Genomic DNA, 12,650 nt, shown 5'->3' with positions numbered 1-12,650 from the left:
ATTCTAGCTTAAGCCAAAACAGGTTTTTATTGATAACAACCTTGTAGCGCTGTTGTATGTGGAATCCGTTCAATGTTCCATTGCGCAACCGCCTGTTGCAGCATGCGTTGTGGCGTATCCAGATCAACTTCAGCCTGATGCAAAGCATTAAGTGCCTGTTTTAAGAGTTGTGGGGCCTGACTTAAATCCAGTGCTTGGGCCAGATTCTGTTTTGAGAGTTTTTGTCCCTGATCATTCATCGCCAGGGGTAGATGCATATAATTCAGACGCGGATAACCGAGCAACTGCCCCAGATAGATTTGCCGTTCGGTATTGTCCAGCAGGTCAGCACCACGTACCACATGGGTCATGCCTTGCAGATAGTCATCGACCACTACCGCCAGCTGATAATTAATAATCCCGTCACGACGTTTTAAGACAAAGTCTCCCAGATCTTTCTTCAGCTTTGAGCAGTGTCGACCTTGTAATTGATCTTCAAAACAGATTTCGATATCTTCGACTTTTAAACGGATCGCTTGATTGTCGAATGCCAGAGCTAGGTCACGGCAGGTATCCTGATAGATATGATTGGAACCGAGCATTTTACGGGTACATTGACAGGCATAAACCAGACCCTGCTGACGTAATTGTTCGATCACATCTGCATAAATATCTAAACGGTCTTTCTGGAAAATGATTTCGCCGTCTGGCTCAAGCTGAAAGGCGTCCATGGCACGCAAAATATGCTCTTCACTGCCCGGATAAATACGCGGAATATCGGTATCTTCCACCCGAACCAGCCATGTGCCGTGGTTGGCTTTGGCATCGCAATAACTGGCAACTGCGGTAATGAGGGAGCCAAAATGCAAAGGGCCGGTTGGCGATGGCGCGAACCGACCCACATAAGCCATCCTATTGTCCCCCTCCTTTTTTAAAGGAGGGGTTAGGGGAGGATTATTCAACAGCATCATTAACCGTTATTTTGCTTCTCTTTGATTTCCGCCAGGGTTTTGCAGTCAATACATAAAGTAGCCGTTGGACGGGCTTCTAAACGACGCAAACCAATTTCGATGCCACAAGTTTCACAGAAACCATAGTCATCATTCTGGATCGCTTCGATTGACTGTTCGATTTTACGGATCAGTTTACGTTCACGGTCACGGGTACGCAGCTCAATTGCAAATTCTTCTTCCTGAGTGGCACGATCGTTGACATCAGGCAGGGCAGTATTCTCATCTTGCATCGTATTCAGCGTACGATCCACTTCTGACATCAACTCGGCTTTCCAGGCCAGCAAGATTTGGCGGAAATGCTGAAGCTGACCTTCAGACATGTATTCTTCATTTTTTTTAGGTTGATAAGGTTCAATACCAAATAAGCTAGCAGTAGAACCACCGTCAGTCGTTTTAGGCTTAGATTTGCGTACGCGCTTTGCAGCTTTCTCTTCTACAACATCAGTTTGATTGTCTAAGACTTGATTTTGGTTGTCATTCGCCATTTAGGGCATTCCTCATCATATGCGTATGATTGCTACGCAAAAAATATGGTGATATGCAATTTTTATCCACCCTGTAGAAGGATTATCCTCCTGTGGGGGCCGTCATCATATAGACTTTTTATGCTTATTGATAGTCTTTGATGTCTGGACTATGCATATCACATTTCCTTTGGTTGCAATAAAGTAATGCAAAAAAAACAAATTGAAAAGTTAATAACCTGAAATTTCAGTATTAATATTTTGCTGACTCAATGCCACCCGTTCAATATAGGTATCAAACTCACCATTTTGTTGCAAATGTAATACACGATAACCGGGCGCCGCCTGATCTAGCGCGAAATCCTGGCTTTTAGGTTTGAACTGCACACTGGTCGATGGCGTGGATAAAAAATAGATACCATGCCATTCATTACAGGAATCCTGATGCACATGACCAAACAGAACCAGTTTGATATTCTGATGGCGAGCCAGTACATCTTTCAAATCTTCAGCATTTTTCAGCCGGTGCTGGTCAATCCAGTGCGATTTCATCGCAAAAGGATGGTGATGACAAGCGACAATGACATGCTGATGTTTAAATTCAAGCAATAATTGGTCCAATTGATCAAGTTGAGCTTGTTCCACCCAGCCATCGACCTTGCCTTGAACGGCACTATTCAACAGGATCATGGTCCAGGTACCAAAATGAATGGCATGCACCTGATTCGCATTCTGGTGAAAAGGGAATACTCGAATGTCATCATGGTTACCTGGAATCTGATAATGCGGCACGTTTAAAGACTGAATATATTCCAGATAGCGCTGATAAGTGCTTTCGACCGGCACCTGTGCCAGATCCCCGGTATGAATCAGTGCATCCATTTGGGGAAAGCGCTGTTGGATCTGCTGCATCACCTCATGAAAACTCTGCTCGGGATTCATCCGGGCAAATTCCAGCTCTTCCCGATCCATCAAATGCGTATCAGAAATCTGGATAATGGTCCAATCCGGCTGTGTGCTTGTGCTTGACTGCTGAAAACTCATGTCTTTCCCCTTAGACATATTCCTGCAGTATGAATATGTTGTTGCAACCATTGCAAGGCCATAATGACAGGCGCATTTCTTAAGCGACCATTCGTGAGCAAGGACGGAATATCAGCATAATCCAGAATATGCAGCTGGATATTTTCACCTTCATCCGGCATGCCAAAAATACCACCCTGTTCAGGCAATTTGGTCTGGGCCACATATAAATGAAATAATTCGGAACATGCTCCGGCGGACGGATAGAAGCTAAAAATGTGTTGTAGCTCATCCAGAATACAACCTGATTCTTCGAGTGCTTCGCGACGGATGCATACTTCAGGCGCTTCATTGCCATCCAGAACGCCAGCAATCACTTCGAGTTGCCAAGGAGAATCGACATCGTCCAGTCCGCCAATCCGGAACTGTTCGATCAGGCCAAATTTCTGCTGTTGATGGTTGTACATCAGCACACCCGCTGCTTCTGGCCGATGAATCAGCTCACGTTGCAAAATAGGGGTTGAGCTTTCCTGATTAAATAGACGATGTTTCAGGCTGACTTTTTCTACCTGAATAAATCCCCGGTACAAGAACTCACGTGCCTCTACGCTAAAGTCTTTTTTATTATAAGAGGCCTGTTTAATAATATTCATATGCTCAGATAGAATGAATTGATTTATTTTCATCCTATCTGAGTTTTTTTTGAAGACAACTGTTTTTTTTACAGTTTTATAGTTTGTGGTATAAATTTTGACCAGAGTTGTGGAAGCTGGCTTTCATCTGATCCATGCCGGCTTCAATTTCGGCCTGAGAGCTTGCCGGCTGATCAGGATTGGCCTGTTGACTGGCATAATCGCGAACATTCTGGCTAATCTTCATTGAACAGAACTTCGGTCCACACATGGAACAGAAATGTGCAGATTTATGGGCTGCTTTGGGCATGGTTTCATCATGCATGCTGCGAGCTGTATCCGGATCCAGACTCAAATTAAACTGGTCTTCCCAGCGGAATTCAAAACGTGCCTTGGACAGCGCATTGTCCCGGGCCTGTGCGCCTAGATGCCCTTTGGCCAGATCGGCTGCATGTGCTGCAATCTTGTAGGTAATAATGCCGTCTTTGACATCTTTTTTATTTGGCAAGCCAAGATGCTCTTTCGGGGTGACATAGCACAGCATGGCGGTGCCATACCAGCCAATCATTGCGGCACCAATCGCTGAAGTAATATGGTCATAACCCGGGGCGATATCGGTGGTTAAAGGGCCAAGGGTATAGAAGGGCGCTTCTTTACAGACTTCCAGTTGCAGGTCCATATTTTCCTTGATCATGTGCATCGGCACATGGCCCGGACCTTCAATCATCACCTGTACATCATGTTCCCAGGCACGATGGGTCAGTTCACCCAAGGTTCTCAGTTCAGCGAACTGTGCTTCGTCATTGGCATCCTGCACACAGCCCGGACGCAAGCCATCGCCGAGGCTGAAAGACACATCGTAGGTTTTCATAATGTCGCAGATGTCATCGAAATGGGTGTAGAGAAAGTTTTCCTGATGATGCGCCAGACACCACTGTGCCATGATCGAACCGCCACGCGAAACAATGCCGGTCAGACGGTTGGCCGTGAGCGGTACATATCTTAAAAGTACACCGGCATGAATGGTGAAATAATCCACGCCCTGTTCCGCCTGTTCAATCAGGGTATCTTTAAAGATTTCCCAGGTCAGGTCTTCGGCTACGCCGTTGACTTTTTCCAAGGCCTGATAGATCGGTACGGTGCCAATTGGCACGGGAGAATTGCGGATAATCCATTCCCGGGTTTCATGGATGTTCTGCCCGGTTGAGAGATCCATAATGGTATCTGCGCCCCAGCGTGTCGCCCAGGTCATTTTCGAGACTTCTTCTTCAATCGAAGAACCCAAAGCCGAGTTACCAATATTGGCATTGATTTTCACCAGAAAATTGCGTCCGATGATCATCGGTTCCAGTTCCGGATGATTGATATTGGCCGGAATAATCGCGCGGCCGGCAGCGACTTCCTGCCGTACAAACTCCGGGGTGATTTCAGTCAGGTTTTTAGCGCCGAAATTTTGTCCCGGATGCTGGCGCATATCGACACCTTCCAGTTGACGCAGGTTTTCACGAATGGCGATATATTCCATTTCTGGCGTAATCATGCCTTGTTTGGCATAGTGCATCTGGGTGATGTTCTGGCCGCGTTTGGCTTTGCGCGGTTTTTGAATATGCGCGAAACGGATGGCCGCAGTACGGATATCACGTAAACGTTGTCGACCAAACTCAGAGCTTAAATCGTCCAGCATTTCTGTATCGTTACGCTGTTCAATCCAGCTGTCACGGATATTGGGCAGGCCTTTATTCAGGTCAATCGTCACATTGGGGTCGGTATAGACACCAGACGTGTCATAAACCATCAAGGGCGGATTATATTCACCGCCCAAGCCGGTCGGGGTTTCACTGAGGGAAATTTCCCGCATCGGCACCTGAATATCAGGACGCGAGCCTGGCAGATAGACTTTACGTGAAGCGGGTAGAATGCGCGTTAAATCACGTGCTTCCTGTTCATGAGCGGAGAGAGAAGTTTCAGAAGAAAGATTCGTTAACTGGTTCATGGCTATGATCCTTATGAATGACATCAACGAATCAAGCACGACCAAAAACGCGGGCAGATTTATCCTGAGCAGATAAAGCAGGGGCTGGGTTTTTAGCTGGCTTGATTCCTACGCAGGTATTAACCTGATCAGGTTCAACGGTACCCATGCTCAATTCCTGATAAAGATAAAAGGAATTACATGATCTCAGCGAGGGATTACTCGCGCTCCGTCAAGCGAGGCTAAAGCTTAGCTCAGTTTATGCCGAATAAACAGGTCTAAATCTCTCAACTTTAGCGATGGTCTCTTCAGGCAGGGGAAGCTGGACTCTGATCTAAATCGTTCCAGCTAGATACAGAACGCATCCATAAAACAGTCTTTATCATATTTTTGTGAGGGTGGGCTGATCTTGGCATAATACAGAATCTGTTCAGCATCCGAACGGTTTCGATAGTCGGCAGGCAAGGCTTGCTGGCGCTGTTGCGGATTCATGTCCAGAAACTCCAGAAATTGGCGAGCCTGGGTCGAAAGCGTTGATTTCTGACCGCTGGATAGACCAATAATGGTTTCCAGATGACTGGTATCGACTGCATAACGGTCGCGATAATCCTCAGAAACGGGAGATGCTTCGGTGCCTCTAAACAAAAAATAGGTATATTGTTTCAGCAGGTATTCGGCATCCCGCTTATAGCTGCTCTCAGGATAGGTCTTGAGATAATCTTCCCAAAGCAGACTGCGGGCTGCAATGTCAGCTGCTTCAATTTGCAGGCGTTTTTCCACCAGTACCGGCTGCATATTCTGTTCAGCCAGATGTTCAATAAAGGCTTTTTCAGCGTCGGGTAAATAAGGCGCAAAAATGCGGGCCAGATATTCCGGACTACGACGATAATGTAAGTTGCCATCGCCAAGATCCAGCAGTTCGACATAAGCCTGACCTTTGTGTTTTAACAGGTACTGGTCACGTGAGGTGAGCTGCTGAAAATGGGCTTGCTGAATGGTCGGATGCTGGGCCATTTCCAGCGCATACTGTTCAAAGGCGCGTTGCTGGAACTCAGTACGGTCGACGGCTAAAAAGCGCTGATACATTTCAGTAGAACGCAGCATCAGATGCTTCTGCTCCGCCAATTCCATCAGGGGCAGACACACTTTAAGATCCTGATTAACCTGTTCCAGCGCAAAAGTGGTGCGCTGGTCATTAATCTGGGACATATTTTTTTCAATATTCTTGCACATCAGGCTAAAGTCATTGACTGGACTTTGCTTCTGATTGGTCTCAGTCTGTTCAACCTGGATCTGTGGTTCTGACGGCTGCTGACAGCCTGCCAGAAACAGCAGGCTGCCGGAAATTAGACAGGCTTTGAATATCGACGGGAATGGCATTAACACTATGTTTCAGGACTCTGTATAGGTGAATTCAGAAAATAACGGCCTTGCTGGGAGATATATTGTATAGATCAAATAAAAATACTATGTTTAGTATTGTGAATTGCTTTGTTACATTGCGGGTATAGATCTTGAAAATTGAATTAATCGTGGATAAAACCCGAGAGTTATATTAAAAAGTTAATAAAAATCATACGCAAAAATGCAAAAAATCTCTTTAGTATGGCTTAGCTTAAAGCGCCAGAATTTTTGATCTGAATGGCTGTTAGGGGTTAACACTATAAAATGAAACTAAAACTCAGTGTCATGGCCGGTTTATTGTGCAGTAGTCCGGCGATTTTTGCCCTGGATTTGCAACAAGCCTATGCGCGCGCCCAGCAAAACGATCCGAACTGGCAAGCGAATCTGTTGCAATATCAGGCCGATCAGCTCAATCTGGGGATTGCTAGCGGAAATTTACTGCCGACCGTGAGCCTTTCAGGAAATATCACCCGTAAAAACCAGTCTGTTGATGCACCTGCCGATCCACAGTTTTCTAATTTCATTACTTCCAGTAATACCACCCGCCAGCTGGCTTTAACTGCACGCCAGCCTTTATTCCGCTGGGATGCCTGGCAGGGCTATAAACAGGTCAAAACTTCGGTCGAACTCAGCGAAGTCAACTTACGTCTGCAAAAACAGCAGCATATTTTACAGGTGGCAGAAGCCTATTTTAATGTCTTGCGTCAGCAGTCTTTGACCACGGCATATTTGCAGGAAGAACAGGCTCTATCTGAGCAGCTGCGCATGATGAATGCCAAACTAAAAGAAGGTCTGGTGGCACGTAGTGAGGTCAGTGAAGCCAATGCCCAGTATCAAAGTGCCCAAGCCAACCGGATTTCGACCCAAGTTCAGCTGGTTCTCGCTCAGGAGCAACTGGCTCAGCTGATCGGGCCTTATCAGGAAAATCTGGCGGTATTACGCAATGACTTCCAGTTTCAGAAACCGATTCCAAGTGACATGCAGTCCTGGACAGATTTGGCACAAAGCCAGAATCTGAACATTCTGCAAGCCCGTCTGCAAAAACGCTATTCTGAAGATGCCAAACGGGTTGAGCAGGCCGCTCTCTATCCGCAGGTTGAAGCGGTCGGCACCTATGGCTATCTGAAACAGACACCAGAAACGATTATGTCCAGCAATGGTGATTTCGACCAGATTGGGGTGGAAGTCAACTGGAACCTATTTAGTGGTGGCCGTACCCAGAAAAGTATTCGTCAGGCTGGGGTCAATGTACAAAAAAGTGCAGCCCAATTAGACGCTGCGATCCGCAAAGCCAATACCGATGTGAAGCAGTCCTTCATGCAGGTAGAAACCGATCAGGCCAAACTGAATGCGCGTAAAGCGGCGATGGAATCTTCGGAAATGGTTTCACAAGCCTCCAGAGCCCAATATCAGGAGGGCTTAAAGACCATGGTCGATGTGTTGCTGGCCCAGCGCAATGCTTTTTCTGCCAAAACGGATTATCTGAATGCCAAATATGATTATCTGCTGCATGTACTCCAGTTACAGGCTTCAGTCGGGCAGCTGACCGAAAAGGAGCTGGCAGAGCTGAATGCCTGGCTGATCGAATATGATTCACCTCAGCCCAGATGACGCTACGATTGTCATCAAACTTTCATCATAAATATGCTTTAATGTGCTTTATTATTGATCATCGCTATATGCCGTTTCAGGAGTAGACTTCCTTGTGTCCAAATAATCCTGTGTTAAGTCATCACATTTCTTCGCAATTTAATGAAGAGTTGCAGGACGTCAATACCAAATTCATGACCATGGGCGGACTGGTGGAACAGCAGGTGGCCAACGCCATTCATGCCTTACTGGATACCGATGTCGCCATGGCAATTGATGTGCAGTTTCAGGACAATGTTGTCAATCAGATGGAAAGAGACATTGATGAAGCACTGACCCTGATTCTGGCACGCCGTCATCCTGCTGCGATTGATTTACGGATGGTGCTTGCCATGTCCAAGGCCAATACCGATCTTGAGCGTATTGGTGATGAAGCGTCTAAAATAGGCCGGATTGCACAAAGCCTGAGCGAAGAGGGTAGCTCACCGCGCGGTTATATGGAAACCCGGCATATTGGCAACCAGGTTCGGGTGATGATTCATGATGCACTGGATGCTTTTGCACGTCTGGATGTAGATCAGGCCTTAAAAGTGATGTTGGCAGATGCGGATATCGACCGTGAATACCAGTCAGCAACACGTACCCTCATGACCTATATGATTGAAGATCCGCGACATATTAGTCGTGTTATCAATGTGCTATGGGTGCTTCGTTCACTCGAAAGAATTGGCGACCATGCCCGGAATATTTCTGAACAGGTGATCTATATGGTCAAAGGTTTTGACGTACGTCATACCAGCGTCGAAGAAATTGAGCAAAAAGTTCAGCGTTAAAACAATTATCTCTCAATAAAAGACCTCCCGCTCGGAGGTTTTTTTATTGGCTTGGAAGAGGCTCTAACTATGGGTTTCTTCCTCGGCATCATCCTCAAAAGTCTTGGCGATTTTTTCAATATTCAGGCTCTTGGCCATCGCATCAAAAATTTCCTTATACACGCCTTGCTGATGATAAAGCTGAGCGTGCTCACCATGTTCGGCAATCCTTCCCTCTTTCATCACATAGGTATAATCCGCGTCAATAATTTGCGACAGGCTATGTGAAATGATGATCACGGTACGGCCTTGCTTGATTTGATCCAGACTTTGCTTGATCTGTTCGGTAGCGATGGCATCCAGACTCGCCGTCGGTTCATCCAGAAAAATAATCGGTGGATTTTTCAGGAACATCCGCGCCAAGGCAATGCGTTGCTGCTGTCCGCCAGAGAGCATGAGAGCATCACTATCATAGCCATCCGGTAACTGTAAAATCTGCGCATGAATCGAGGCTTTTTCTGCCGCCTCAATGACATCGTCCATTGAAGCTGTAATTTTTCCATAACGTATATTCTCAAAAATGGTGCCTTGAAAAATATGATTTTTCTGCAACACCAGACCAATATGATCACGCAAAAATTGGGTGTCATAGTCTTTCAGGTCAATGCCATCCAGTTTAATCTGGCCTTGTTGCGGCTCATAAAATTTATCCAGCAGGCTGATCAGGGTAGATTTCCCCGCACCGGATAAGCCGACCAAAGCCGTGATCTTATTCGGACGAATTTCCATCTCAATATCTTTCAGGGCATGATGGCCATTCGGATAATAAAAATTCACCCCAGTCAGTTCAAATTTACCAGTCACTTGCGGTTTTTGTTGACCACTTTGTTCAATTTCCTGATCTGCTTCCAGAATCTTAAAGAAGCTTTCTGAATAGATCATGGCATCATTCACTTCATCATAAATCCGGTGCAGTGAGCGAATCGGGGCGGAGACATTATTAAACAGCAGCACATGAAACATGATCATGCCGATACTCATCTGGCCATCCAGCACAAAATAAGAGGTCAGAATAATAATCAGCACAATGCCGATCTGTTCAAGGAACGTTTTCAGACCATCAAACAGGAAACTGGTCTGGCGGGTTTTCATCTGGTTGTCGGTCAGTTCGCGCTGCAATCCTAACTGCTTTTCCGACTCAATCGCTTCCCGGTTAAAGGATTTGATCACGGTAATTGAATTAATAATACTGAGAATACCTTGACTCTTTTTCTCGCGGCCATCTCTTAAACTACGGCGCCAGCCACCGAGCTTTTGTGCCTGCTTATAGGTCAGCCAGAAATAGATTGGGACAATGGCGGTGGCCACCAGGCCGACATAAATATTGGCATAGTACATCAGGCCCAAAGCCACAATTGCGCTGGTAAATAACGGTAAAATATCAATAAAGAAGATCTGTACCAGACGGGTCAGTGAGCCGATACCACGATCAATACGGGTCTGTAATTTTCCGGCCTGATTATTTTCCTGATTAAAAAATTCCAGACGATATTTTAAGAATTTTTCAATAATTCCTTGGGCCAGATCTTGAGAAACAAAAATCCGTAGCTTTTCTCCATAAAACTTCTGGCCGAACTGGACAAAGGCATTGATAATCTCTTTACCGAGCAAGATCGCTGAAATCGTAATCAGAATATGCCAGCCTTGCTCCAGTCCCTGACCTTGTTCCAGCAGCGCATTGATACTATCGACTGCATATTGCAGGGTCAGCGCATTGACCTGTGCGGTAAAGGAACCGATCAGGGTCAAAATCAGCGTGGCAATGACCAGTACCCGATAGGGCTGAACAAAAGGACGAAGTTTCTGAAACAGCTGCCATAAGTTCATAAAGGATTATTTTTATTGTGAAAGTTAAATTCAGTTTAGGCAGGAACAGGACAAGTCACAAGAGCAAATCTTGTAGTCATTTGTGAAATCCGGTTGTACTTTTTCAAAGTCAAAGTCAATGTCAGTATTTTCAGTAAGATACTCGGTCTAATTGAGATGACTTTAGATTTATTTGCGCCCCAACCTGAAACGAATATCTTACCCTTTGATGGGGTGGTGGAGGACTATGGTCTGATTCTGGATCAGGCACAAAGCCAGCAGTATTTGCAGTATTTTCTGAGCCAGTTGGCCTGGCAACATGATGAAGTACGGTTGTTCGGCAAGCACTATGTCACAGCACGCAAGGTGGTCTGGTATGGCGATGCGCACTATCAATATCGCTATTCGGGGACGCTCAAGCAAGCTCAGTTGTGGACCCCGGGATTATTGCGTTTAAAGCAGCATATTGAACAGCTGGTGGGTCATCCCTTTAATTCCTGTCTGGCCAATTTATATGAAGATGGTTCACAAGGCTTGGGCTGGCATAGCGATGATGAGCCTGCCTTATATACAGGAAGTTCTCGGGAAAATGTCATTGCTTCTCTGAGTCTGGGCGCGATCCGTAAAATGAGTTTTAAACATAAAACTCACGGGGATAAAGTCGAGTTACTGTTACACAGTGGCCAACTGATTGTAATGCGCGGCCAGACCCAGCAGTACTGGAAACACAGCATTGGTAAAAGTAGCAAAGTTTTGACACCCAGAATTAATCTGACCTTTCGTTATTTTTATCCTTAAATCATGTTTTTAGGCATAAAAAAGCATCCCAAAGGATGCTGATTTTAAAATTTCATCAGCAGTTTAAGGGGTGATTCCGGCAGGATGGCGATACCAACTTTCAATCAATAAGGCTGCGGCGATACTATCAGCAGAAAGTTTCTTGCCGCGACCTTGCGCCTGATAATGATCCAGCTCATCGCGTGCTTCACGGGTGGTCAGACGCTCATCCACCATCAAGGTTGCAATATTGGTCTGGTGCCGTAAACGGCGCGCAAATTTACGTGCCCGTGTCGAAAGCTCCGATTCACTATCATCCATATTCAGTGGCAAACCGACCAGAAATAGATTCGGTTGATGGCTTTTTACTATTTTGAGCAGTTCATCCCAGTTCGGAATACCGTCTTTCATGGGAAATAAAGGTAGGGGACTGGCACTTGCAATCAGGGATTGTCCAACAGACATTCCCATTTTTTGTGTACCAAAATCAAACGCCATAATGGTTTGTGGCGTGTTTACATCAGGCATGTCCAATCTCGGAAGATAACCAGTTGCGGTCGACGCCCATCTTTTTATAGGCAGCATCCCAACGGTCGTTATAAGGTAAGTTAAAAATCAGATCCATATCAGAATCACAAATCAGCCAGTCACCACGGGCAATTTCCTGTTCTAGCTGGTGTTTGCCCCAACTGGCATAGCCAAGTGCGATTTGATAGCGACCCACACCTTCATTATGCGCAATTGCATCCAGAATATCTTTGGAGGTGGTGATACAGACGTTTTCACCCACCGCAATAGAGGAATGCCAGGTCGGCTGACCGGTATGCAGCACAAAGCCGGCCTCAGGGCGTAAAGGGCCACCTTGCAAGACTTCATGCGGATTGACATTGTCTGCTTCAATATCAAGATCATTCAGCAATTCTTTAATTTGAATACCGGCAGGGCGATTGATGATGATGCCTTGTGCACCATCTTCATCATGGCGAGCCAGATAGATCACCGTCTGGGCAAAAAAATCATCATCCGCATGTGGCGGCGCAATCAGACAACGATGTGTCAGAAACTGTTTGGTCACCTGAGCAGTTCTCCTTAAAATCAATTTCTTCGCAAAGAAATCG

12 protein-coding genes and 1 riboswitch are annotated in these 12,650 nt (G+C 45.9%); of the genes, 3 read left to right on the top strand and 9 right to left on the bottom strand.

The window, feature by feature from the left end; genetic code table 11:
* Positions 1-26: 26 nt before the first annotated feature.
* From gluQRS to FTU40_RS11380, 6 genes are all read right to left on the bottom strand, one after another.
* Positions 27-947 carry a tRNA glutamyl-Q(34) synthetase GluQRS gene (gene gluQRS / locus FTU40_RS11405; RefSeq protein ID WP_225553535.1) on the bottom strand — a complete coding sequence of 307 codons (921 nt, stop codon included), beginning with the start codon at positions 945-947 and terminating at the stop codon, positions 27-29.
* 2 nt (positions 948-949) lie between these two features.
* On the bottom strand, positions 950-1,477 hold the full coding sequence (gene dksA, locus FTU40_RS11400) for an RNA polymerase-binding protein DksA (RefSeq protein WP_004281072.1): 528 nt from the start codon (positions 1,475-1,477) through the stop codon (positions 950-952).
* A 210-nt stretch (positions 1,478-1,687) separates the two neighbouring features.
* On the bottom strand, positions 1,688-2,500 hold the full coding sequence (cpdA, locus tag FTU40_RS11395; RefSeq protein WP_180040915.1) for a 3',5'-cyclic-AMP phosphodiesterase: 813 nt from the start codon (positions 2,498-2,500) through the stop codon (positions 1,688-1,690).
* Complete coding sequence (locus tag FTU40_RS11390; RefSeq protein WP_180040913.1) at positions 2,497-3,132, bottom strand: NUDIX domain-containing protein; 636 nt, start codon at positions 3,130-3,132, stop codon at positions 2,497-2,499. The genes cpdA and FTU40_RS11390 overlap by 4 nt, the downstream gene beginning before the upstream one ends.
* A gap of 76 nt (positions 3,133-3,208) precedes the next feature.
* Positions 3,209-5,104, bottom strand: a complete 1,896-nt coding sequence (thiC, locus tag FTU40_RS11385) for a phosphomethylpyrimidine synthase ThiC (protein ID WP_180040911.1) — start codon at positions 5,102-5,104, stop codon at positions 3,209-3,211.
* A gap of 88 nt (positions 5,105-5,192) precedes the next feature.
* Positions 5,193-5,325: riboswitch (TPP riboswitch) on the bottom strand.
* A gap of 106 nt (positions 5,326-5,431) precedes the next feature.
* Entirely contained in the window at positions 5,432-6,463 is a 1,032-nt protein-coding gene (locus FTU40_RS11380) for a hypothetical protein (protein ID WP_074383657.1), read from the bottom strand.
* Positions 6,464-6,751: 288 nt separating this feature from the next.
* Between FTU40_RS11380 and FTU40_RS11375 the strand changes: the two genes are divergently transcribed.
* Both FTU40_RS11375 and phoU read left to right on the top strand, forming a co-directional pair.
* On the top strand, positions 6,752-8,098 hold the full coding sequence (locus FTU40_RS11375; RefSeq protein ID WP_005168974.1) for a TolC family outer membrane protein: 1,347 nt from the start codon (positions 6,752-6,754) through the stop codon (positions 8,096-8,098).
* Between the two features lie 92 nt (positions 8,099-8,190).
* Positions 8,191-8,910, top strand: coding sequence for a phosphate signaling complex protein PhoU (phoU, locus tag FTU40_RS11370; protein ID WP_005094412.1), 720 nt, complete (start codon positions 8,191-8,193; stop codon positions 8,908-8,910).
* 63 nt (positions 8,911-8,973) lie between these two features.
* Here the strand turns inward: phoU and FTU40_RS11365 are convergent, their stop codons facing one another.
* On the bottom strand, positions 8,974-10,776 hold the full coding sequence (locus FTU40_RS11365) for an ABC transporter ATP-binding protein (RefSeq protein WP_180040909.1): 1,803 nt from the start codon (positions 10,774-10,776) through the stop codon (positions 8,974-8,976).
* Between the two features lie 156 nt (positions 10,777-10,932).
* Between FTU40_RS11365 and FTU40_RS11360 the strand changes: the two genes are divergently transcribed.
* On the top strand, positions 10,933-11,553 hold the full coding sequence (locus FTU40_RS11360; protein ID WP_180040907.1) for an alpha-ketoglutarate-dependent dioxygenase AlkB: 621 nt from the start codon (positions 10,933-10,935) through the stop codon (positions 11,551-11,553).
* Positions 11,554-11,616: 63 nt separating this feature from the next.
* On the opposite strand, the gene ruvX is transcribed toward FTU40_RS11360, so the two are convergent.
* Positions 11,617-12,060 (bottom strand): Holliday junction resolvase RuvX, encoded by a 444-nt coding sequence (gene ruvX, locus FTU40_RS11355; RefSeq protein ID WP_005094407.1) that lies wholly within the window; start codon positions 12,058-12,060, stop codon positions 11,617-11,619.
* Positions 12,053-12,607 (bottom strand): YqgE/AlgH family protein, encoded by a 555-nt coding sequence (locus tag FTU40_RS11350; protein WP_005094405.1) that lies wholly within the window; start codon positions 12,605-12,607, stop codon positions 12,053-12,055. The genes ruvX and FTU40_RS11350 overlap by 8 nt, the downstream gene beginning before the upstream one ends.
* Positions 12,608-12,650 lie beyond the last annotated feature (43 nt).

It is taken from the genome of Acinetobacter sp. YH12100 (assembly GCF_013419135.1).
GTDB lineage: Bacteria > Pseudomonadota > Gammaproteobacteria > Pseudomonadales > Moraxellaceae > Acinetobacter > Acinetobacter pseudolwoffii.
The sequence above is the reverse complement of the archived record's forward strand: the minus strand, read 5'-3'. Positions and strand labels throughout refer to the sequence as shown.